21 protein-coding genes are annotated in these 22,659 nt (G+C 51.6%); 16 read left to right on the top strand and 5 right to left on the bottom strand.

Annotation, left to right across the window (positions count from 1 at the left end):
• Positions 1–2 precede the first annotated feature (2 nt).
• The 15 genes from NQ495_RS11280 (at position 3) to NQ495_RS11210 (ending at position 16,513) form a co-directional block, all read left to right on the top strand.
• Positions 3–665, top strand: coding sequence for a PglD-related sugar-binding protein (locus tag NQ495_RS11280; protein ID WP_009133369.1), 663 nt, complete (start codon positions 3–5; stop codon positions 663–665).
• A 12-nt stretch (positions 666–677) separates the two neighbouring features.
• Positions 678–1,775, top strand: a complete 1,098-nt coding sequence (locus NQ495_RS11275; protein ID WP_009133368.1) for a DegT/DnrJ/EryC1/StrS family aminotransferase — start codon at positions 678–680, stop codon at positions 1,773–1,775.
• Positions 1,775–3,073 carry an O-antigen translocase gene (locus NQ495_RS11270; protein ID WP_009133367.1) on the top strand — a complete coding sequence of 433 codons (1,299 nt, stop codon included), beginning with the start codon at positions 1,775–1,777 and terminating at the stop codon, positions 3,071–3,073. Before NQ495_RS11275 ends, NQ495_RS11270 begins: the two co-directional genes overlap by 1 nt.
• The gene (locus tag NQ495_RS11265) at positions 3,066–4,628 is read left to right on the top strand and encodes a glycosyltransferase family protein (protein ID WP_009133366.1); all 1,563 of its coding nucleotides are present in this window, start codon (positions 3,066–3,068) and stop codon (positions 4,626–4,628) included. Before NQ495_RS11270 ends, NQ495_RS11265 begins: the two co-directional genes overlap by 8 nt.
• Before the next feature lie 120 nt (positions 4,629–4,748).
• Positions 4,749–5,678 (top strand): EpsG family protein, encoded by a 930-nt coding sequence (locus tag NQ495_RS11260; RefSeq protein WP_009133365.1) that lies wholly within the window; start codon positions 4,749–4,751, stop codon positions 5,676–5,678.
• A 20-nt stretch (positions 5,679–5,698) separates the two neighbouring features.
• A complete protein-coding gene (locus NQ495_RS11255; protein ID WP_232208882.1) occupies positions 5,699–6,412 on the top strand; it encodes a glycosyltransferase family 2 protein in 714 nt (237 codons plus the stop codon).
• A gap of 438 nt (positions 6,413–6,850) precedes the next feature.
• A complete protein-coding gene (locus NQ495_RS11250; protein WP_040294147.1) occupies positions 6,851–7,057 on the top strand; it encodes a hypothetical protein in 207 nt (68 codons plus the stop codon).
• 385 nt (positions 7,058–7,442) lie between these two features.
• Positions 7,443–8,213: a glycosyltransferase family 2 protein gene (locus NQ495_RS11245; RefSeq protein WP_009133362.1), complete on the top strand. Its 771-nt coding sequence runs from the start codon at positions 7,443–7,445 to the stop codon at positions 8,211–8,213.
• 33 nt (positions 8,214–8,246) lie between these two features.
• Positions 8,247–11,135 (top strand): bifunctional fucokinase/fucose-1-phosphate guanylyltransferase, encoded by a 2,889-nt coding sequence (locus tag NQ495_RS11240; RefSeq protein ID WP_040294363.1) that lies wholly within the window; start codon positions 8,247–8,249, stop codon positions 11,133–11,135.
• A gap of 262 nt (positions 11,136–11,397) precedes the next feature.
• On the top strand, positions 11,398–12,429 hold the full coding sequence (locus NQ495_RS11235) for a GHMP family kinase ATP-binding protein (RefSeq protein WP_009133360.1): 1,032 nt from the start codon (positions 11,398–11,400) through the stop codon (positions 12,427–12,429).
• 23 nt (positions 12,430–12,452) lie between these two features.
• Positions 12,453–13,226, top strand: coding sequence for a nucleotidyltransferase family protein (locus tag NQ495_RS11230; RefSeq protein ID WP_009133359.1), 774 nt, complete (start codon positions 12,453–12,455; stop codon positions 13,224–13,226).
• On the top strand, positions 13,210–13,731 hold the full coding sequence (locus NQ495_RS11225) for a D-glycero-alpha-D-manno-heptose-1,7-bisphosphate 7-phosphatase (RefSeq protein WP_009133358.1): 522 nt from the start codon (positions 13,210–13,212) through the stop codon (positions 13,729–13,731). The genes NQ495_RS11230 and NQ495_RS11225 overlap by 17 nt, the downstream gene beginning before the upstream one ends.
• 330 nt (positions 13,732–14,061) lie before the next feature.
• On the top strand, positions 14,062–14,391 hold the full coding sequence (locus NQ495_RS11220; protein WP_147513020.1) for a hypothetical protein: 330 nt from the start codon (positions 14,062–14,064) through the stop codon (positions 14,389–14,391).
• A 731-nt stretch (positions 14,392–15,122) separates the two neighbouring features.
• Positions 15,123–15,758, top strand: coding sequence for a recombinase family protein (locus NQ495_RS11215; RefSeq protein ID WP_009133357.1), 636 nt, complete (start codon positions 15,123–15,125; stop codon positions 15,756–15,758).
• 266 nt (positions 15,759–16,024) lie between these two features.
• Positions 16,025–16,513: a pyrimidine dimer DNA glycosylase/endonuclease V gene (locus NQ495_RS11210; protein ID WP_009133356.1), complete on the top strand. Its 489-nt coding sequence runs from the start codon at positions 16,025–16,027 to the stop codon at positions 16,511–16,513.
• Between the two features lie 93 nt (positions 16,514–16,606).
• Here the strand turns inward: NQ495_RS11210 and NQ495_RS11205 are convergent, their stop codons facing one another.
• Positions 16,607–17,506 carry an AraC family transcriptional regulator gene (locus tag NQ495_RS11205; protein ID WP_040294361.1) on the bottom strand — a complete coding sequence of 300 codons (900 nt, stop codon included), beginning with the start codon at positions 17,504–17,506 and terminating at the stop codon, positions 16,607–16,609.
• A 146-nt stretch (positions 17,507–17,652) separates the two neighbouring features.
• On the opposite strand from NQ495_RS11205, the gene NQ495_RS11200 reads away from it, so the two are divergent.
• The gene (locus NQ495_RS11200) at positions 17,653–18,513 is read left to right on the top strand and encodes a phospholipase A (RefSeq protein WP_009133354.1); all 861 of its coding nucleotides are present in this window, start codon (positions 17,653–17,655) and stop codon (positions 18,511–18,513) included.
• A gap of 30 nt (positions 18,514–18,543) precedes the next feature.
• Here NQ495_RS11200 and NQ495_RS11195 read toward each other — a convergent pair whose 3' ends face one another.
• The 4 genes from NQ495_RS11195 to NQ495_RS11180 form a co-directional block, all read right to left on the bottom strand.
• On the bottom strand, positions 18,544–19,296 hold the full coding sequence (locus tag NQ495_RS11195) for a flavin reductase family protein (protein ID WP_009133353.1): 753 nt from the start codon (positions 19,294–19,296) through the stop codon (positions 18,544–18,546).
• A 130-nt stretch (positions 19,297–19,426) separates the two neighbouring features.
• Positions 19,427–19,807 carry a hypothetical protein gene (locus NQ495_RS11190; protein ID WP_009133352.1) on the bottom strand — a complete coding sequence of 127 codons (381 nt, stop codon included), beginning with the start codon at positions 19,805–19,807 and terminating at the stop codon, positions 19,427–19,429.
• A gap of 240 nt (positions 19,808–20,047) precedes the next feature.
• The gene (locus NQ495_RS11185) at positions 20,048–20,434 is read right to left on the bottom strand and encodes a hypothetical protein (protein ID WP_040294146.1); all 387 of its coding nucleotides are present in this window, start codon (positions 20,432–20,434) and stop codon (positions 20,048–20,050) included.
• Positions 20,435–20,738: 304 nt separating this feature from the next.
• Positions 20,739–22,631: a glycoside hydrolase family 127 protein gene (locus NQ495_RS11180; RefSeq protein WP_009133350.1), complete on the bottom strand. Its 1,893-nt coding sequence runs from the start codon at positions 22,629–22,631 to the stop codon at positions 20,739–20,741.
• Positions 22,632–22,659: the final 28 nt, after the last annotated feature.

Below are 22,659 nucleotides of genomic sequence, written 5' to 3'. Positions count from 1 at the left end.
TTATGAATAAAAAAGTAATCATCATCGGCGGCGAAGGCAACGGAGGCGTGATCGCTGCCTGTATCGAAGACAACCGCAAACGGTTCGGCGACCTCGAGTGGGAGGTGGCCGGCTTCGTCAACGACTACGAAACACAGGTCTGCGGTTATCCCGTGCTCGGCGGGACGGACGACGTGCAGGAACTGCTCAAAAATCCGGACTACCATTTCATGTGGGGCATCCACATGATCGGCCGCAACATACTGACCGAAAAAACCTTTCGCAAAGTGAACATTCCGCGCGAGCGATTCGCCACGATCGTCCACAAAACCGCATTCGTGGCCGACAGCGCCGTACTCGAACCGGGCGTCTTCGTCATGTCGAACTGCTACGTCGGGGCCCAGGCGCGGCTCGGCCAGTGTTCGCTGATGATGGCCAACTCGTTGGTAGGACACAACACGACAGTCGGACCGCTTTGCCATTTCTCGGTCGGCTCGATCACCAGCTCGTACATCACTATCGGCCTTTGCTCCGACGTTACACTCGGTGCCAAAGTGATCGAAAAAGTCAAAATCGGCGACTTCGCCGTGGCCGGAGCTGGAAGTCTAGTCACGCACAATATTCCAGACTACGAAATTCACGTCGGGACACCCGCCAAATTTATGAAACGCGTCCGCGAGGATTAACACAAATAAGCGATGATCAAATTTCTCGATTTACAGAAAGTAACCGAAAGCCATGGCGCGGATATCCGTGAGGCTGTGGAGCGTGTCATTCGTTCTGGCTGGTACCTTCAGGGAACAGAGAACGCGCAGTTTGAAGCCAACTACGCCCGCTACATCGGGACGCGTCACGCGATCGGCGTTGCCAACGGGCTCGATGCACTAGTCTGGATCTTCCGCGCCTACCTCGAAATGGGTGTACTCCAACCCGGCGACGAAGTAATTGTCCCAGCGAACACCTACATCGCCTCTATTCTCGCGATCACTGAGAACGGACTCGTCCCGGTGCTTGTCGAACCAGACTTACAGACTTACCAGATCGATGATACACGCATCGAAGCCGCCATCACTCCCCGTACCCGGGCTATTCTGATAGTCCACCTTTACGGGCAGTGCGCTTACACGGACAGAATCGGCCAACTGTGCCGGAAATACGGGCTGAAACTGGTCGAAGACAACGCACAGGCGCACGGCTGCCTCTACCGCGGCCGGCGAACCGGATCGCTCGGCGACGCCGCCGGGCACAGCTTCTACCCGGGCAAGAACCTCGGAGCACTGGGCGATGCCGGAGGAGTAACCACGGACGACGACGAGCTGGCCGCCACAGTGCGCGCGCTGGCCAATTACGGCTCAACACAAAAATATGTTTTCCGGTACACCGGCCGCAACAGTCGACTCGATGAAATCGAAGCCGCCATACTCGACGTGAAGCTCCGCCACCTCGACGAGGATAACGCTCGGCGCAAAGCCATCGCTGCCCACTATCTGACCCACATCACTAATCCGAAAGTCGTCTTGCCTCAGGTGCCGGCCCCCGACGCACACGTATTCCACATCTTTCCGGTACGGTGCGCCGAACGCGACGCCTTGCAGCAGTACCTGACCGCGAACGGTGTTCAGACCCTCATCCACTATCCGATCCCGCCCCACAAGCAGGAGTGCTACCGGGCGTGGAACGACCGCTCGCTGCCGATCACCGAACTGATCCACGACGAGGAGCTCAGCCTGCCCATCAGCCAGGTCATGAGCGATGAAGAGGTCCGATATGTCGTCACAACGATCAATGCCTTTTGATGTCCCCATTCGGAGCGCTGAAAGAACTGATCGGCCGTTTTTGCCGTTCCGAGCTCGTCAAGGTATTTTCGCTCTCATCGGTAGCCACGCTAGTCAAGATGCTCACCGGGCTGATCAGCACCAAGGTCGTTGCGGTACTGATCGGACCGGGCGGTGTAGCTTTGTTGGGCCAACTGAACAATCTAGTCTATATCGTTCAATACCTGGCCAGCGGAGCGATCAATAACGGGGTCGTCAAATACGTCTCTGAACACAAGGGATCGGTCGGCAAAGTACGGACGCTACTGACCAATGCGCTGCTCGTCACGGTCGTTTGCTCACTCGCGTGCGGCACGGCCATGATCGCGTGCCACCGCAGATTGAGCCGCTGGATCATGCTCTCGGACGAATACGGCTATATTTTCATCGTTTTCGGGGTAACGGTCATCCTCTATGCGTTCAATATGCTGTTACTTTCGATCGTCAACGGCTACCGGGAATATAAAATGTTTATCCGGATCAATGTGGCGAACAGCCTGGCCGGGCTCGTCTTCGCCGTCGTCCTGACTCTGCTGTACGGCCTGCCCGGTGCCCTGATCGGAGCGACGACCTACCAGAGTGCCGTCTTCTTCGTCACGCTCTATATGGTGCGTCGGAAACCCTGGGCACGGTGGTCGTATTTCCGCGGCAGGATCGACCGGAGCATTATCCGCAACTACCTGAAATATGCTTTGATGACCCTTGTGTCGATCGGGACGATGCCGGTGGCTCAGATCCTCATCCGGCGCTATATCATGCTCGACCTGTCGGAGCTCGAAGCCGGATGGTGGGAAGCGATGAACCGTATCTCCAACATTTATCTATTGGTAGTGACGACATCGTTCAGCGTCTATTACCTGCCCCGCCTTTCTGAGATCACCGAGCCGAACGAGGTGCGGCGCGAGATCGGTAAGGCATTCAAGGTCATTATTCCGCTTCTGCTCACAGGTTTCGTATTGGTTTATCTATGCCGTTTCCTAATCATCCGAATTTTGTTTACGTCGGAATTTTTACCTATGGCCAAGTTATTCGGCTGGCAAATGGGCAGCGACCTGTTCAAGATAGGTTGCTATATTCTGACCTATGTGATGATTGCCAAAGCGCGTACTGTGGTTTACGTAACAACCGAAATAGTGTTCACTATAATTTATATCGGATTAGCCTGCCAGCTAATGCAAACGAGCGCCGGGATCATCGGCGTCACACAAGCGGGTATGGCTGCCTATTTACTTCATATGGGGGTGGTGTATCTCTATTTACGAAAGATAGGTTATGTATGACTTCTTTTCCATGAAATTCACACAACGCGATATACGGAATATTTTCGATAAAGTGAAGCGGCAGGCTATCAAAGCTTGCGGGAAAGCGCGATATGACCGTGCCATTCGGTACGTCGAGTGTGCGACGATGATCGCATATCAAACCAATGAAATTTATGCCGATGACGATCTTGAGGAGCTGATCGGCAGTCTATCCCGAGGATTAATTGTCCAATCGACCGGCACTCCTCGCCCCATGCCGGGTAAGATCGTGTTTTATGATTCGTCCGGTATAGACAACGTAGCTCTTACGCAACAATACCTCACCGCTTTCGCCACCTGGAATATTGAGTTACTATACATTCTCAACAATCCGTATTCCAACGCAAGACGGGCTGCCTACATCAACGATGCGTTACGAAAAAACGACAAAGCGACTGTATTTTGTGTACCGTCACACCTCACACGAAGCGAGGCCGTACGTGCCATTCACCGTGAGATCATCGCTTTTGTTCCAGAGAAAATACTGCTCCATCTTGCACCGTCGGACGTCGTACCGCTAATTGTTTGCAATGCCCTATCTCAATGCGAACGGTATCTGATTAACATAACGGACCATGCATTCTGGCTTGGACGAGATTCGGTCGATTACTTCCTGGAATTCAGGAACTTCGGAATAACAATCTCAACAGAAAAGCGTAAAATAGACCCTAAACGTTTGTTATTGCAGTACTATTATCCGATCATTTCATGCCAGCCATTTCGCGGGTTACCGCCGGTACCAGACGATCGTGCGGTCCGTATCTTTTCCGGAGGAGCGCTTTATAAAATTTACGGCGAGAACGAACGCTATTTCGGATTGCTCAGATTGTTACTCAATCACTATCCCGAAGTAGTTATCTATATAGCAGGAAGCGGTAATGAGGCTCCTATCCGGCGATTTATCCACCGGAACGGTTATGAGAATCGTTTGCATTTGATCGGTCAGCGTGACGATATCGTCCATGTTTTCCGGAATATCGACATTTACCTGTCGACTTATCCCATCGGCGGAGGGTTGATGACACAACTTGCCGCATATTGCAGTGTTCCCGTCTTGGCCTTTGCGGATAAAAACATTTCCTGCAAATACATAGACGAGTTGTTGCCCTACGGTCCTCAAGGAGACAGGCCGATTGTCCGAGGAAACATTGAGGAATTCTGTTGCTATGCAGAAAGATTGATCGGCGATAAGACGTTTCGTAAAGCTGAAGGTGAAGCCTTGCATAGCCGATTGCTGCCTCCCGAAGCATTCTCTCGTTCGCTGCACACACATCTATTCGGACAATCGAAGCAACCGGCTTCGTTCGTCCACGTTCCAATCGACTATGAGGCGATCACAGCTATCTATATGGAGGTAGAGAACCGATATATGCATAACTGTGTGTATGAACTTGTGTCCGTATTCCAAGGGAAAATGCTCTGGCTATTTCCCAAAGCAACGGCCTCGCTCATACGAATAGTCCTGAAAAAAGAGACATTGCTGCGCATTGTCTCCCGAATAAAAAAAGGATATGGCCTTTTCCGAAGAAACTAACACGTGAATACTCTCTGTATTGTTGGAATACTGTTTGTGCTCTGTTGTTTCATAGCACTGATAGAACCGGCTTTAAAGACACGCCAGTGTCTATTTTTATATGCATCGGTAGGAGTGGCCATGGTACTAATTGCCGGACTACGTGACGGGAATACGGTCGGAGACTATAAGGTGTATCTCGAAATGTATCGATTTCCGGAAGAGACACCTACGGTAGAACCCACATTTACCCTCATCAGTTCCCTTGTCAAAGCGGTTTGTCCGTGGCCCGTCCTGTTATTCGTGATTTACGCGAGCATCGGCGTCACATGCAAGATTTTCGCAATCAAGAGACTAACTTCACTATTATTTCTGTCGTTAGTCATTTACATATCGAACGTGTACTTGCTACACGACATGACGCAAATCAGAGCCGGAGTTGCGTCCGGTATTTTTTTGCTAGCCATCCGACCACTCGCCGAGCACAAAATATTCCGTTATACGGCTTTGATTCTGCTGGCCTCGCTTTTCCATTATTCTTCACTGTTGCTATTACCGCTAGTCGTGTTGAAAAACCAACCGATTGCAAGCAAAAGCAAATACCTCTGGTGGAGTATCGTACCGCTGGGATTCATAGTCCACGGTACGATGTTCGATATTTCCGTCATTCCCATCGAAAGCATTCGACTCAAACTGGAAATGTATCAACATCTTCAGGAACAAAGCGTACAAGGGTTTACGGACGCCAATTTATTCAACCCGTACTTTTTGTTCCGATGTGCGCTGTATTACGGCATGCTGTGGAAACGTGACACGATCGGAACGTACAATCCCTATTTCCCGCTATTGATTAAGATAGAAGGAATCGCCCTCTTTCTGTTTCCCGCGCTTTCATTCATCTCGTTACTCGGGTATCGGGGATCCGAATTACTGGGCGTCGTCGAGATTATCCTGTATCCGCTGTTCATGTACGCATTCCGGCCTCGAATAGCTGCCAAGATGGCGGTGATCGGAATCGGCACTCTGCTACTGGCGGTCAACATCATTCATAAACATTTGATTTTTACATGAAACCGTCTATTTCTGTATGCATGGCAACCTACAATGGGTCAGATTATATCCGGGAACAACTAGACTCAATCTTACCTCAATTGAACGACGACGACGAAATAGTCATATCGGACGACCATTCATCGGACGATACAATCGAACGGATCAAAGCTTTGGGAGACCCACGCATCAAAATTTTCTACAACACTGGAGAACAGGGATTCACGTCTAATTTCGAAAATGCCTTGAAACATGCCACTAAACCGATCATATTCCTGTCGGATCAAGACGATATATGGATGCCCTCCAAAGTCACCTATTGCATGGAGCGTCTGGCCGGAGGGTGCGATCTGGTAGTCCACGATGCCGTCGTCGTCGACGAGAACAAAAACGTTTTACACGACTCTTTCTACCGTGTGAGGCATGTTCATAGAACGCTCATAGGCAATCTTGTCAAATTCGGATATTTGGGATGCTGCATGGCTTTCCGACGCGAGATTCTGGAAGTAGCTCTACCGTTTCCGACGAATCGCAAATATTGTCTCCACGATAATTGGCTCTATCTGGTAGGAAGCGCTTTTTTCAAAAGCATAATTGTGAACGAGAAATTAATTCTCTATCGTCGACACACCCATAACACCTCGACCGGCGGCATAGGTTCTTCCACCACGACAGTGGGTTTTAAACTGAAGTATCGTTTCTACCTGCTATGCCGATTGATCGATCGAATGCGACTTGATCGTCGTCGAAAATAAATATTCCTATGACAAATATTCTGGCAACGGACAGCTGCAGACTTTATCGACTCGCATATCATACTCAGCTTCAAAACAAAGGATGTGAATTCACCGTGCACAACAACCCTTAGCCGTAGATTCACGGTAGGGATCAAAAGAACGCTTCCCCGCTATACCGCAGCATATGCGACCAGATACGTTTTCTGAGGGTAGCGTAACCAATCGCAACGACTACGAGCCGCGAACCCTCGATGGACAGCATGTCGTGATCCATTTAGCTACCGAGAGCGGCACGGAACAGTCGATGTACGAAATAGAGAAATACACCTCTGTCAATATCGACAACACCTCGTTGATGCTTGGTCTACTCACAAACACAAAATACGGTCGAAAGGGTGGCCACCGACGTATTGACGAAACCCAGATGCTGATCGCCGTATGTGGAAGTGAGGTACCGTGGAGGTGAGCAACAACTCGCGGTTGGGCGACATCCGCCACAACTATGCGGACTTTTCGAAGGCTCGCCGGTTGTTGAGTTTCACCCCTTGCTGGCCATTCGAGCGCGGGATCACCGAGTCCACCCGTTGGGTCGACGGGCAGCAGGTTCAGGCAGACCATGACAAAGCTTCGATCGAAGAGAGGAAACTAAAAGTACAGTATTAGGAAATATAGATTTTCTGGGATTTGATTACAGACGGGGGTAACAGACCGAATCGTAGATAGTCTTCGCAAGTATAAACTCCGTCTAAAACCAAAATATGCAAGATCCGCCCTCTTGTGATAGGGCCATTTCTACGACCGACATCCATCTGTATATCTCAGTTCGGTACTCTGTATAGAAACTTTTTTAATATGGTACCATGATGGCCGGTGTTCTCATAATATAGCTCACCGAGGATGTACAAAAACACATGACTTCTTTCCGATTAACCAATATGACCACTGACAATAAGGTCAATTTGGAAAATACTTACAGAGTTGCACCTAATCCGCCATATGACAGAATTGAAGGTATACGGACAACCCTTCAATGGATACAAGAACAGCAATGAAGATTTCAATCATAACAGCAGCCTGGAATAGTGCCGCGACCATCGAGGACACACTGCGGTCTATATTAGCCCAAACCTATCAGGATTGGGAATGTATTGTTATAGACGGTGCATCGTCAGATGGGACACGCAATATATTGCGCAGTTATGAAACGCGTTTTAACGGCCGGCTTCACTGGATAAGTGAACCGGACCAAGGGATCTACGATGCCATGAACAAAGGCATCGCAATGGCATCCGGCCAAGTTATCGGGATGCTCAATGCTGACGATTTTTATTCTGCCAACAACATTTTGGATCAGGTAGCGAAAGCTTTTACTGCTGATAAATATCTAGATGGAGTATACGGAGATATTCATTTTGTTCATCCCGACGATCTATCTAAAACAGTCCGCTATTATTCATCCAAATCATTTACGCGAGCCAAAATGAAATTCGGGTTTATGCCGGCTCACCCGTCATTTTACGTCAAAAAAGAGGTATACGATCGATTCGGGAAGTTCGATATCCAATATAAAATTGCCGCAGATTTCGAATCTCTCTTACGTTACATTTATATTCACCGCATAAAAACACAATATCTCGACATGGATTTTGTCACCATGCGAACAGGTGGAGCCAGCACGGCCTCCCTTGCAAATAGAGTGACAATTATGCGAGAACATTTGAGAGCATTCCGGAATCACGGAATTAAAAACAATGCATTAAGGCTAAGTCTACGTTACTTTTCTAAACTCTGGGAATCAGTTCCCCATTTAGTCCGATAGAAATATCCATACCGCCTTTTCTCCAAGCATATGATCAAAAAATTATTGTCACTTCCTGCCAATCTGGTAGGAAGCTTCCATAATATTGAACACGCAGACCCGAACGAATGGTTCTGTACATCTGATCCCTCTGGGACAAAAGTCGGTTCCGGCGGCGGAACAGCCTGGCTGCTGGAACAAAGCTACCGGCATGATACAGATAGCTCTGCAATCGCCCCCGAGAGTAGAGAGGTCCCTAACAGGCAAGTGATTCCCTGGCTGGCAGCGAACAAGCGAATCATCCTCCACGCAGGAGGCCAAAGCCGCCGGCTGCCAGCTTATGCTCCTTCCGGGAAAATACTCACCCCCATCCCCGTTTTCCGTTGGGCACGCGGACAACGCATCGACCAGAACCTGCTCGAACTGCAACTACCGCTGCTCGAGCAAATGATCAGCGAAGCGCCCCGAAACATCAACACCCTGATCGCCAGCGGCGATGTCTATATCCGCTCGACACAACCCCTGGCTCCGATCCCGGATGTGGATATCGTTTGCTACGGACTTTGGGGCGATCCCTCTCTCGCAACCAACCACGGCGTATTCATCTCGGACCGAAACTCCCCGAATACGCTCAAATACATGCTCCAGAAGCCATCCGTAACGGTGCTGGACGAACTGATCGAGAGCCATCTTTTCCTGATGGATATCGGCATATGGCTGCTCAGCGACCGGGCGGTCGAATTGTTGATCCGCAAATCGCACAACCGGCCCGACGGAGAGATCGGATACTACGACCTGTACAGCGATTTCGGGCTCGCCCTGGGCGAAGAACCTTCACGTCCCGATCCGGAGATCGGGTCCCTCTCGGTCGCTATCCTGCCGCTCGAAGGCGGCGAATTCTACCATTACGGCACCAGCCGTGAACTGATCTCCTCTACCCTCGCCCTGCAAAACCTGATTGCAGACCAGCGGGAGATCAAACAGCGCAAAGTCAAACCGCATCCCGCCATTTTCACCCAAAATGCCAACGTCGATCTCACCTTCACCTCGGGGAATGCCCAGGTCTGGATTGAAAACAGTTGCATCGGAAACGGCTGGCATCTTTCGGATCATCACATCCTCACAGGTATTCCCGAAAACAACTGGCAGATCGACATCCCCGCCGGCGTATGCGTGGACATCGTCCCGGTCGGGGAGCGGCAATACGCCGTACGCCCGTATGGCTTCAACGATCCGTTCAAAGGCGATGTCCGGGCCGAGGAAACCGTATGGATGGGGAACAAACTGACGGATTGGTGTAAAGAACGTAACCTGGCATTCTCCGCATGCGGCGAAACCGGAACCGACCTGCAGAATGCACCGCTATTTCCACTCTGCGACTCGGCCCGGGAGATTGAAACGGTATTGAGGTTTATGATCGGGGAACCGGGCGAGGGGTCCGGCAGGCAACTTTGGCTGGAACGGGAAAAGTTATCGGCAGACGAGATTTCAAACCGGGCGAACCTGGTCAGGTTATATGCCCAAAGAGATTATTTCCGCAGCCGCAACCTGCCGATGCTGGCCGCAAACTACCGCAAAAGCGTCTTTTACCAGTTGAATCTGGACGATGCCGCCCGCCAATATGCAACACACGGTTTACCCCTTCCCGCGGAATTGTCCGAACAGGAATCCCCGTTGGTTCGGATGCACGACCTGATGTTCCGGTCCAAGGCCATACAGCAGGAACAACCCGGACAGGCCGACGCCTACGAACGACAAGCGTTCGGCCTGCTCAGTGAAACCATCATCCGCACGGCGGCCGGACGGAAACGGGAACCCCGGCTCACGATCCATCCCGACCAGATCGTCTGGAGCCGTTGCCCGGTGCGTATCGATCTGGCCGGCGGATGGACGGATACTCCGCCGCAATGTTTTCTCGAAGGAGGCCATGTCGTTAACATCGCCATCGAACTGAACGGACAGCCGCCGATCCAGATTTATATCAAACCATGCAGGGAATTCCACATCGTTTTCCGCTCGATCGACCTCGGCAATGCAGAACGGGTTCGCACCTGGGAAGAGCTGCAACAATTCACGACGGTCGGTTCCCCGTTCTCCATCCCGAAAGCCGCCGTAGCGCTCGCCGGATTCCTGCCCCGGTTCTGCTCCCGGTCGTATTCCTCACTCGAAGCCCAACTCAAAGAGTTCGGTTCAGGATTCGAAGTCACGCTGCTTTCGGCCATTCCGGCCGGATCGGGACTGGGTACCAGCTCTATCCTCGCCGCGACGGTACTGGGCGCATTGAATGATTTTTGCGGGCTCGCCTGGGATAAAAACGACATTTGCCAGCAATCGCTTATCCTGGAGCAACTGCTCACCACCGGAGGCGGATGGCAGGATCAGTACGGCGGCGTCTTCCACGGCGTGAAATTGCTGCAAACAGTACCCGGAACAGGACAGACCCCGGCTATCCGGTGGACTCCGAACTTCCTCTTTTCCGATCCGGCCCACAAGGAGTGCCACCTGCTTTATTACACCGGCATCACCCGGGTGGCGAAAAACATCCTTGCGGACATCGTTCGGAATATGTTCCTGAACACCACGGAACAGCTCGATTTGCTGTACGCGATGAAACAACACGCCCTCGAAACTTTCGACGCGATCCAGGCGGGGGATTTCGACCGACTGGGACATCTGGTCGGAAAAACATGGGAGCAGAACAAACGACTCGACGCCGGAACCAATCCTCCGCAAGTCGATGCCATCATCGACCGGATCAAAGACTATATCCTCGGCTGTAAATTACCCGGAGCCGGCGGAGGGGGCTACCTCTACATGATTGCCAAAGACCCCGGGGCCGCACGGCGGATCCGCGAAATCCTGACCCGGAACCCGCCGAACGACAAGGCCCGGTTCGTCGAGATGGTCATTTCGATGACGGGACTGCAAACCAGCAGATCGTAACACAGCCGACCCTACGATCCGAACCCACACATGTATTTCGCAGCAAAGAGGCAGCCTTCGGCTGCCTCTTTGCTGTCTTAAGGTGCTTCCTCTTGGTCCGTCCACAGCACGTCCAAATTGTGCATTGCCGACCGATAGAACATCTCGGATCGATACATCGGAGGGTTTTCACATCCGACCAACTCCTTCTGAAACGCATACCGTGGTGGCGAATCGCCAATTTTTAATATCTTTACCAAAGAAAAACCATATTTTCCCACGCATGATCATACGCAGCAAAGCCCCGTTGCGGTTGGGACTGGCCGGAGGAGGCAGCGATGTATCCCCTTACAGCGACCTCTACGGGGGCCTGATCCTCAACGCCACGATTAACCTCTATGCATATTGCACGATCGAAGAGACCGACAACGGCCGGATCGAGATCGAAGCGACCGATATCCGGCAACGCCAGGTATTCGATTCGGCTCCGCAGTTGCCGATCGACGGCGTCGTCGACCTGCACAAGGGCGTTTACAACCGGATCATGCGCGATTACACCCCCGGCAGGCTGTCGTTCAGAATCACCACCTACTCCGATGCCGCACCGGGAAGCGGGCTGGGCTCGTCGTCCACCATGGTCGTGGCGATCCTCAAGGCTTTCTCCGAATGGCTCCACCTGCCCGTAGGAGATTATGAAATCGCAAGACTGGCTTATGACATCGAGCGAAACGACCTGAAGCTGAGCGGGGGCAAGCAGGATCAATATGCAGCCGCCTTCGGCGGGTTCAACTTCATGGAGTTCCTTCCGGACAACCATGTAATCGTCAACCCACTGCGCATCAAGCGGTGGATCGTCGACGAACTGGAAGCGAATATTTTGCTCTATTATACGGGGGCTTCCCGTTCATCGGCCGCAATCATCGACGAGCAGAAAGTCAACACGACGCAGGGCAACCGGCAAGCCGTCGAAGCGATGCACCGTATCAAACAGAGCGCGTTAGACATGAAAGGTGCGCTGCTGACCGGCGACATCGGGCATTTTACCGAAATCCTCGGCAACGCCTGGGAAGACAAGAAAAAAATGGCCGCATCGATTACCAATCCCCAAATCGAAAAAGTATTCCGGGTCGCACTCGAAGCCGGAGCCACGACCGGAAAGGTCTCGGGCGCAGGCGGCGGGGGCTTCATCATGTTTGCCGTTGAACCGACCAAACGGGTGCAGGTAGTCCGCGCACTCAACCGATTGGAGGGACGCGTCGTCGAATTCCAATTCACCGAAGGAGGAACACACGGTTGGAAAATCTTCACCAAATAAGCAAATAATAATCAGTAATCATTTTGGAACAGCAACCTTTACGTTATCCCCGTCCCGAGCATAAACCCGGCTCTGCAGGTCTGGATGCGATTATTCTGGCCGGGGGGCTGGGCACAAGGCTGCGAAGCGTCGTGCAGGACCTGCCCAAATGCATGGCCCCGGTGGGCGGACACCCATTCCTGTACTACCTACTGGAATACTTGAAAAAACAAGGCGTCCGGCGTGTCATCCTGTCACTGGGCTATCTGCACGAAACCGTCGAGGAGTGGATTGCCAAAACCCCGGCCCTTTCCGGATTCGAATTCGTCTACTCGGTCGAAAGCGAACCGCTGGGCACCGGAGGCGCGGTCAAGCAGGCCCTGGCACAGGCCACTGGAAACGAAGTCCTGATTCTCAACGGCGATACGCTGTTCGATGCGGATATCGAAGCGCTGGTAGCCGCCCACCGCCAACGGGGGGCTGCACTGAGCATGGCACTCAAACCGATGGAGCATTTCGACCGGTACGGGACCGTTACGACCGATGGAGAGGGGCGCGTTACGGCTTTTCACGAAAAACGCTTCTGCACCCAAGGGACGATCAACGGCGGAGTCTACATACTCCAAACGCACAACTCGCTTTTCGACGGAATGCCCGCACGATTCTCCTTCGAAACGGAGATTCTCGAAAAACAGGTCGGCAAGGGGAACCTGTTCGGTTTTCCCGACAACGGTTATTTTATCGATATCGGTATTCCATCCGACTACGCCAAGGCCGAAACCGACTTTAAAAACATGTTCGATGGCACAACTTGGTAACCGCACATACGACACGCTTTTCCTGGACCGCGACGGGATTATCAACAGGCTCAGGCCCGGCGACTACGTCAAAAGCTGGGACGAATTCGAATTTCTGCCCGGAGCCCTGAACGCGCTGACCAAATGCAACGCGATGTTCCGCCGCATCCTGGTCGTCACGAACCAGCGGGGAGTCGGCAAGGGCCTCATGACCCGGCAGGCGCTGGATGAAATTCACCGCCGGATGCTCCAAACGATCGCTGCACACGGAGGCCGTATCGACAAAATCTACTGCTGTACCGGACTGTCCGAGAACGATCCGTGCCGCAAGCCCAATATCGGGATGGCCTTACAAGCGCAAAAGGAGTTTCCGGAGATCGATTTTGCATCGGCGCTTATGGTGGGCGACACTTCCTCCGACCTGCTGTTCGGCCGGAACGCAGGCATGCACACCGTCCTGATCGGAGAAGACAACCCGCAGGCTGACTACATTTCGCTGCACCAATTCTCGGCATCCCTGTTATAAACCGCTCAAGTATTGAAGCCATACAAAGATCCATCATCCAAAAGTCCGGCGGCCGGACGTTCTCCGATAACAAAACTCCCTGTTACAATAAAATGTAACAGGGAGTTTTGTTTACCGGGACACAGGCACCGCCATGAAACCCATAATACCAACCCTCTGAACCTCAAATTCACCCCAAACCGTTAACCCTAATAGCCCACAGCAAACAATTACCGGAAACAAAGTCCGCGAACCGGGCACAACGATTCTTGGCAGACTTTATGCGGATTCCGAATTAAAGATGAACAGTTGAAACAATCCGATCCCCTCACGGTGAAACACTTGCCGCCAATGACAGATAAATTACCAAGTATCACCATCAATCCCTTATTAATCCACTATTATGAATCGGGAAACAACTCGCTATTCCTACCCGTGCAGCCGCCACACGGGATTGCAACGGCAATCGGGACGGCTGCCGCCCGGAACCGCATCATCCGCGGCAATCAACGTCCGGGCCCCGGCCACGAGCGTTGGTCGCGAAAGCCACCAAAAAAGCCGCTAAATAAGAGAAAAACGGAAAGCCTCCGTCCATCAGTGGAAACCCGATCTTTCGGGGACGGTATGGACAAGTACTCTGCTGCGTCCGGCAACATGTACCGCAACAGCACCCGGCTGTGATTTTCGTATTTCACAAACAGGAGGTTAGACAGGACTGCAAAACGACGCTTCCCGTCAAACCGCCGGTTTCAGATCCGAAATCAGTAGGCTGCCGAGAGTCAAAGTTGCCGATTTACGAACCGGAGGAATAAAACGGATTACCTATTTTTGCATTGGTTATGATGGTCACAGAAATGGTACAGACCTGAAATAGCAGCAAAAAGACAAAACCATCAAAACAAAGAGAAGAGGATACCTACATCCCAATTATAGAAGTAAATATCAAATAAACCTACAATCAATCCGAGTAACCACAATCCCTTATTCCGAAGGTAAAAACCATGAAGCTGGTCACGGCGCAACAAGACCATGTTAACAGTTGGGCCCGGATTGCCGAACGGGTTTGTTGGGAAGATTGATGATTAATCGGCAATCCGGATTCAAAACGGCCTCACCTTCGGGATGAGGCCGTTTCTTTTTGCAGGCTCAACTCTCCCCTGTTTAGAACGGAATTTCTTCTGTTCACGTAGACTCTGCAAAAAATCTCCCTTAAAAAAGCGCCTTCATCCTCTCCCCAAAATTTTTGTTCCGGGATTGATAATCAGTCCCGTTATAACATGTTCAGGTGCATTAATGGTGCATAAGGACGCGTTGCGAGCATATGCCGCACACTGCCGGTTACCGTCGTTTCGTTAGGTAAATGGCTTCATATGCGCCAATTTAGCCGCGTGAACAATAAAAACTATGTATCTATGGTTATCGCTTATTTAAGAATCAGCACTGGCAAACAACACATTGCAAACCAGCAGGATGAGATCATGCGATTCGCCCTATCCAAAGACCTCGAGATCCACAAATGGGTTACCGAAGTGGTCAGCGGAAAGAAAGCGAAGAAAGAGCGCAAATTGGGCAAGACTTTACGCCGCCTCAAACAGGGTGACATCCTTATTGTTACCGAACTGTCGCGACTGAGTCGTACACTGACTGAAATCATGTCTATCGTCGGAGAATGTCTCGAACGTAAAATCACGATTTACAGTACGAAAGACGGTTATGCATTCGACGACAGTATTAACAGCAAGGTACTTTGCTTTGCATTCGGCCTGGTAGCGGAGATCGAGCGCAACCTCATCTCCATGCGAACCAAAGAGGCTCTCGCACTCCGCCGTGCCGAAGGCATCCAACTCGGACGCCGCAAAGGAAGTTGTACGAAACTGCAAATCCTGATCGACAACCGTAACGATGTGATCAAAAAACTCAAATACGGACAGTCGATCATCAGGATTTGCCGTGACTACGGCGTTTCCCGCGATACATTCAACAAATTCCGGAATCGTTATGCCTCGGTTCAGGAACTGATCGCGAAACGACAACAACTGGCGAGTTGAGTCGGGTCACCGGAAGCTGACGTCCATTTATAAAAACGTATAATTTACATGAATAAAGTTTTACACACGGACAAAGCAAAGTAGCAAGCCTGTAATCTCATTTTCTGTATTTCCCCGGAAGTATCCGCAATGCGGGTCTCCGGGGATTTTTCCATCAGCTGAACGAGAGCACATACACGCCGTAACGGTACAAGGTTTGCTCCTTTTTCAACCATAACCTTATTGACGTAAACCTCTACGGTATTGCTTTACACCGCCACGATCCCATGAGACTTTGGTCTATCCATCCTGCCTATCTGGACCCGGCAGGCCTTACGGCCTGCTGGCGCGAAGGCCTGCTGGCCCGCAAAGTATTGCTGAACCAAACCACAGGCTACCGCAACCACCCGCAACTGGCACGCTTCCGCCACTGCACCAATCCGTCAGCCGCCATCGACACATACCTGCACGGCATCTGCGACGAAGCGCACCGAAGGGGCTACCGCTTCGACAGGAACAAACTGGGAACCGACGACCCGGCACTGCAAATAACGGTCACAGACGGACAACTCGCTTACGAATTGGAACACTTACGCCATAAATTGCTTCGGCGCAGTCCTGAAACCGCATTGCTACTGCCCGGCGCGGAACCAGACGGGGAAACGGGTACAACGGAAAGATGCGACCCGGGACCGGAAAAACAGATTACCATCCGACCGCACCCTCTGTTTTCGGTCACATCGGGACCTGTCGAACCCTGGGAGAAGATCAAATAAACGGCAATTCACAGAGCGCCCCTTCTCCTGCAGCCCAAACCTCATTCACCGATCATAAAATCCAAATCAGGCAAAGATCCGCCGGGATAGACTTCACTTGTGTTTGTATGCCGACGGCGAGATGCCGGTATGGTGTTTGAAGTATTTACCGAAGAAAGACTGCGTGGAAAAATTCAGTTCATAGGCGATCTCCTGAATGCTGAGGCCGGAATACCGCAACAACGCTTTGGCTTCCAGAATGACGTATTGATCGATCCATTCGGCGGCAGACTTGCCGCTGACCTCTTTGATGACCGAGGAGAGATATTTGGGTGTAATGTGCAACCGCTCGGCATAAAAGCCCATGCTCCGTTCCTGTTTATGATACTGCGTGAGCAATTCCATAAACCGCTCGAAAAACTCCTCACGGCGACCGCGGCGAAAACTGACTTCCGGCACCTTGTTCTGATGGATTGCCAGTATTTTGTAGAACATCGCCTCGAGCAGCCGTTGGATAATGGCAGGCCGGTGAATATCGTCCGAAGAGCGCAGTACGCAACGGATCGTCTCGTAGAACATGTTCAGCACGGAATGTTCCTCTTCGGTAATGTGTATCGCAGGATTATCTTTCAGGTGCATAAAGATCGGAATAGCCTGCTTCAGGTCGATATGCATCTCTTGGATGAACTGCGAAGAAAGTACGATCGCACTCGCTTCGAAATCGTCACTTTGCGACCAGAACTGCAACAGGTGCTCGCGATGGAACACCGCGAGCATCCCCTCTTCGATCCGGTGAGGCATCAGGTTGACACTGCCGTTCAGCCACCCCTTGCGGCAGATGAGCAGCACGACACCGTCCATCCGGTGCGGATGCTGAAACAACTTGGCATTGTAATTGACCCGCTCGCCGATAAACAACCGGTCGTCGAACAGGTTACCGGATTTTTCGTCACTCTTGCTGCAATGAAACAAGTCCGCAATCGAATAGATACCAGGGGTGGAAAATGTGTCCATTTTTACCATTTCTATCTTTTTTCACCTTCAAATATAGGGTAAATATGTTCCTTATCACAAGAAAACAGACATTTAGAACAAAAAATCAGGACAGCAAGACTTTAACCTGAACCACCGGAGCGTGACCTTTGCAACAAATCCAGCCCATGCTACGAATTTTTCTTCTCTTTTTGCTGGTTGCCCATGCAACTATCCTGCCCGGCAAGGCCATCGGCCAAGAACGGCAAACGCGCCATGCCCGGCTCGCACAGCTGCTCGACAGCGACAGCGTACGCCGCGAGATCGACCGGGAGCCCCCGTTCGGGATCTACAAAGACAACTATTTCGTAACGGGAAGCAGCTTTTCGCACGGTGGTCCGAACAAATACAATTCAGACGCGAAGTTCCAGATCAGCCTGCGCTACCGCCTGATCCAGGGCGTATTGCCCTATAACACCTACCTTTTTCTGACTTACACGCAAAAGTCGTTTTGGGAGATTTACCGCAAATCGAAGCCATTTTCGGACAATAACTACAACCCGACCCTGGGGCTGGGCAACCTGCTGCGGAAAAATGGGAAAGCGGTGGGGTTGGTGATGCTGCAATACGAACACGAATCGAACGGACGAGACAGCATCTGGTCGCGCAGTTGGAACCGGATCAGCCTGCTGGGACAAATCTTCTTCAGCCGCAACTGGTCGATGGAAGTGAAACTATGGGCGCCGTTTTCGCTGGACGATCCCAACCGCGACATCGTTTATTACAACGGCTACGGACTCGTGGCAGCCAATTACAAGAGCGACAACGAGCGGCTCTGGTTGTCGGCGTGCATTACCAAACGCGGCGGATGGAACCTCAACGCAAACACTGAACTCGAGGTAGCCTGGCGCGCCATCCGTAAATGCAACCTCTACCTGACGCTGCAATACTACAACGGCTACGGCGAAGGCCTACTCGCCTACAACCAGTTTCACAACTACCTTCGCATCGGGTTCGTCATCAAACCGCGCCATGTAAGCATCTTCTGAACCGATGCTTCACTATTTTCAAGGTGGATTTTACTCTTCTTTGGGTTCGAATGCACTGCCCGGCATGCCGCAGACGGGACAAACATAATCCGGTGCCTCGCCGCTCATATCTCCTCTGTGCAGATAACCGCAGACCGGACAGACGTAATCCGCCTTTCCTGCCTGCGAAACAGGAGCATCCTTCGGCGCAGCGGCAGGTGGCGCAACAGGCGCAGCAACTGCGGGTTGCGCCTTTGCAACGGATGCCGGCGAACTTTCCTCCGGCACAACCGAATCCTCCTCGGCCCGGTAGGTCGGAGCATTCTTGGGAGCACGCCCCTTAACCACTTTATGGTAATATTCGTACGTCATCGGATGCGCATCCGGTTCGCCGGGCAACGTATCGAGCAACCGGGCGAAAACGACCTCATGGGTACCGCAATCGACCGTATGCAACACTTCACAAACCAATCGCCCGGCAAAACATCCTTTCACCAAAGGGACGCCCCGCAGGGAGTCATAACCGTAAGCGGCGTATTTATCGCAGTCACGGCTACACTGGAACCCGAAAATAGGGATAATACTACGATCGGTCCGCTCGGCAATAACCGACAGTCCGAAACGGCGCGTGCGTTTCACGGCACTGAGGGTATAATTGTTTTTATTGAGCGACACCGCCAAAACCGGTTCGTCACTGGTAATCTGAATACAAGTGTTGATAATACACCCAACGGGCCTTCCAGCGTCGCTGGCACCGACCACATACATGCCGTAAGAGAGGCCGTACAATACCGATTTATCCATTTTGTCAAAGGGTTAGCAGGAATGTCGCGTGAAGGTAGGCAAAAATAGCGGCAGATACAAACACAAAGCAGGGAAAGCACAGCCTTCCCCGCAGACGACGAATTCTACAAATTTCTTAGTAAAGACAAACCTACCAAGGTACTTCAATCGTGCTACCTTTTACAATATTGGGATATGAACTGAACAAATCAATGGAAGCCCCGCCGGCGTACTCCGTTCCTTCGATTCTCCCGGACGAAGATCGTCCGCTTTCGATTAAATGAAGCGTATGATATGGATGGCTCTGGGAGACGTAGGAAAACTGGAGAGAATTCTGCAAATTGGCTTGAGCATTGTACACTCCGTCAACCTGTGTAGCGATCACTTCAGTTCCCATTTTCGAAATCACCAGACAAATGTAGATGGTACGAGGTTCAATCTCAGCATCACTTCCATTAGAACATTGGATGTCAACACAATAACCAGTCCAAGATAAAAACAGAAAAGCAAGCATTACGAATAACTTCTTCATAATAACAAAAATTTAAGGGATTAAACATTGGATAAAAAATCAGATGTTTCACATCAATGCAAAAAGTGATACGAACGTACAATTCCGAATTCCGCAAAGGGAATAATAATACTGAAAGGCATCAACACCGGGTATACACCGACCCAAGATAAAACCGGGAAGGATGATTAATGTCCTTCCCGGTTTATTTCGACACCTCCGGCAGGTTCAGAACCACCCGCCGAATGACATATACCCCGATTACAGGTTAATCTCGCTTCCTTTCACGTAAACGTATTGAGAATCTTGTGAAGGACGGAGCATTTCAATATCCGCTCCGTAAGTATAATTCGAGCCTTCGATCCGTCCTGATGAAGAGCTTCCTTGCGGAATGTAGTACACGTAACCTGTCTGATGGCTTTCCGAACTGTAATCGAACGAAACTTCACTCGCAACCGCAACCTGCGCATTGTAATCCCCGTTGACCCGCGTAGCGATCACCTCGGTTCCGGAGCTCGAAGTAACCACACAAATGTAAACCGTTTGTTGCTGGGCATCCGCATTAACTTCGGAGCCGGCCTGACCGTTTGCACAATAACCTGCCACCGCCAGTGAAAGGAATGTGAACATCATCCATAATTTTTTCATGGTAAAAAAATTTAAATGGTTAATAATAATGAAGTGAATGATTCGGCGGCCGGAATCAGGAGAGCTTCCTCCTGGCCTTCCGGAAATAAAAATAGCAAAACAATCCTCATTTTATACTATTAATTTACAATGACATGCAAATAAATATTTTGCAAAACGACGAAGATGCCTTTTTGAAACACCATCCGGAGGCCATAAAAAAACCGGCGACCTCAGCCGCCGGCGATACAATATACATTGCAAACAAAAGTTTGTTCTGAAAAAATTTTAAAAACCCGGAAAATACTCTGTTTGGCCACACCTGTTATTCCACCCACGGATCGGAAATCGGGTCAAAAGTCCTACGGAGCCAAACCCGGTAACGTACCGCAGGATGCCAGGTATTCCCTGCAGAAGCGAAATCGCACAGCGGTACCTGCACAATTCCGGCAGCGCGCCCTTCGGTATCGGTCCCGAGTTTCATCGGGGCCGAAAAAGCCATCCAAACTCCTGCGGGTTTATCGGTAACAGGCATCAATTCCACATATCCGCCACTCGTTTGCACGACGCAGGTTTCATCGACAAATCCCTCGCCCAGGCGCGTGTCACGGGCGAGAACCACCGGACCGCGTTCGATTGCCTGATAGCCGTTCAGCTCCGTCAACCGCCCGCGCATATCGAAATTCAGCGCGATCTTATCGCCCTCTTTCCAAGTCCGGGATACGGTCAGATAACTGCCGGGGCGCACATCGGCCACCGCCTGGCCATTGACCGTCACCATCGTTATCTTGCTCCAGGCCGGAATACGCACCGCAACGGCGAATTCACGGCTCTTGCGGGGATTGACAGTCAATTCGACACTGCCCTGCTCGGGATAGTTGGTCTGCTGGCGTAAAATCACCTCTCCCCCCGCAAGCGGCACTTTCGAGACAGACTCCCCGTAAAGATTCACGAACAACGTATCGGCCGCACAGGTAGCCATCAGTTCGGGAATCATCGCAAAAGCACGCGGGCCGTTCATGTTGCAACAATTCACATGCATTCCGCACTGCGGCCCGCCAGGCGAACGCACCCCCTCAAGCGGGCTGTATTTCGCAATTTGGGAACCGTCGCCTTTCAATGCGGCCAGCAAAGCGTTATAGACCGTCCGCTCGATCTGGTCGGCATAAAGCGGATCATGAGTCAATTCCAACAGGTGTCCGCACAATTGCATCCAGGTCATCGTCACACAGGTCTCCATCATGCTGTAGGCCGGTGTCGTCTGCATCCGGCGGCCATGATAGAAACATTCGTCGGCACTACCCGAACCGGCGATATTGATCTCTTCATCGATAATGTTCCGCACACTCTTTTCGGCAGCCTTCAGGTAATCGGCATTGCGGGTGAGCGCATAAAGCCCCAGCAATCCATCGTAGCACGACATCATCTCATAGGCTTTCTGACCGTTTTCCCACGACCACCACGCCTGTGCCGACCCGTGACTCGGGAAACGTTCCGCCACCGGCACATCCGCAAGCGCTTTCGACACCAGCTGCGGACCGTCGGGAGTCTCCCATTCGGAAACGATATATTTCGCAAAATCGAGGTAACGGCTGTCCATCGTGCGATTATAGAGCATCACCATCGGCACGAGTACCGAACTGGGCGGCATTCCCCGGTAATATCCGGCACGAACGATACTCTTCTGCGCGGGAATTTGGGTCAGCAGGTGGTCGGCAAGCTTCACGGCCCCTTCAAGGCTCTTTTTGTCACCGGTAAGATCATAATAGGCAAGCAGGCCGAGCATGGTGTATTTACGCCCCCAGACATCCCAGCCCCCGAGTTGTGCGTCCGGAGCATAGTTACCGATATAACCGTCCGGCGACTGTGTGGCGAGGATCGCCTGTACGCCGCGCGTAATCTTGGCCAACAGCTCCGGATCCCGGTTGTAACGGTAAGAACCGACAGCCCCAAGCGTCCATTTTCCCCAGAATTCACTCTGCCAAAGCTCCTTTTCGTCCCGCTGCTTAAAAGGTGCGACGAGCGACAGTTCGTCCTCGCTCATCACCCGCTGGCGAATGCAGGCGTTCATACGCTCGCCCAACCGGCCTTCGAGTTGGGTTTGTACCGCAGCAGGCAGCGGAGCCGGTTTGGCTTTCGGGGCCCGTTTGGGAGCGGCTTCAACGGTCAGAGTTGCGCCTGACAACAGGCAACAGAGAATCAATTTAAATCGTATCATATCAGGGTTAGTTTACGGACATTCATCG

The sequence above is a fragment of the Alistipes indistinctus YIT 12060 genome (assembly GCF_025144995.1).
Classification (GTDB): domain Bacteria; phylum Bacteroidota; class Bacteroidia; order Bacteroidales; family Rikenellaceae; genus Alistipes_A; species Alistipes_A indistinctus.
The sequence above is the reverse complement of the archived record's forward strand: the minus strand, read 5'-3'. Positions and strand labels throughout refer to the sequence as shown.

Excerpts from the sequence above, each read along its gene's own strand:
- NQ495_RS11210 (WP_009133356.1), top strand. The coding sequence starts at position 16,025 with ATGAGACTTTGGTCTATCCATCCTGCCTATCTGGACCCGGCAGGCCTT.
- NQ495_RS11180 (WP_009133350.1), bottom strand. The coding sequence starts at position 22,631 with ATGATACGATTTAAATTGATTCTCTGTTGCCTGTTGTCAGGCGCAACT.
- NQ495_RS11205 (WP_040294361.1), bottom strand. The coding sequence starts at position 17,506 with ATGGACACATTTTCCACCCCTGGTATCTATTCGATTGCGGACTTGTTT.
- NQ495_RS11195 (WP_009133353.1), bottom strand. The coding sequence starts at position 19,296 with ATGGATAAATCGGTATTGTACGGCCTCTCTTACGGCATGTATGTGGTC.
- NQ495_RS11200 (WP_009133354.1), top strand. The coding sequence starts at position 17,653 with ATGCTACGAATTTTTCTTCTCTTTTTGCTGGTTGCCCATGCAACTATC.
- NQ495_RS11260 (WP_009133365.1), top strand. The coding sequence starts at position 4,749 with ATGGTACTAATTGCCGGACTACGTGACGGGAATACGGTCGGAGACTAT.
- NQ495_RS11280 (WP_009133369.1), top strand. The coding sequence starts at position 3 with ATGAATAAAAAAGTAATCATCATCGGCGGCGAAGGCAACGGAGGCGTG.
- NQ495_RS11255 (WP_232208882.1), top strand. The coding sequence starts at position 5,699 with ATGGCAACCTACAATGGGTCAGATTATATCCGGGAACAACTAGACTCA.
- NQ495_RS11220 (WP_147513020.1), top strand. The coding sequence starts at position 14,062 with ATGACAGATAAATTACCAAGTATCACCATCAATCCCTTATTAATCCAC.
- NQ495_RS11245 (WP_009133362.1), top strand. The coding sequence starts at position 7,443 with ATGAAGATTTCAATCATAACAGCAGCCTGGAATAGTGCCGCGACCATC.
- NQ495_RS11270 (WP_009133367.1), top strand. The coding sequence starts at position 1,775 with ATGTCCCCATTCGGAGCGCTGAAAGAACTGATCGGCCGTTTTTGCCGT.
- NQ495_RS11275 (WP_009133368.1), top strand. The coding sequence starts at position 678 with ATGATCAAATTTCTCGATTTACAGAAAGTAACCGAAAGCCATGGCGCG.
- NQ495_RS11235 (WP_009133360.1), top strand. The coding sequence starts at position 11,398 with ATGATCATACGCAGCAAAGCCCCGTTGCGGTTGGGACTGGCCGGAGGA.
- NQ495_RS11265 (WP_009133366.1), top strand. The coding sequence starts at position 3,066 with ATGTATGACTTCTTTTCCATGAAATTCACACAACGCGATATACGGAAT.
- NQ495_RS11225 (WP_009133358.1), top strand. The coding sequence starts at position 13,210 with ATGGCACAACTTGGTAACCGCACATACGACACGCTTTTCCTGGACCGC.
- NQ495_RS11190 (WP_009133352.1), bottom strand. The coding sequence starts at position 19,807 with ATGAAGAAGTTATTCGTAATGCTTGCTTTTCTGTTTTTATCTTGGACT.
- NQ495_RS11185 (WP_040294146.1), bottom strand. The coding sequence starts at position 20,434 with ATGAAAAAATTATGGATGATGTTCACATTCCTTTCACTGGCGGTGGCA.
- NQ495_RS11215 (WP_009133357.1), top strand. The coding sequence starts at position 15,123 with ATGGTTATCGCTTATTTAAGAATCAGCACTGGCAAACAACACATTGCA.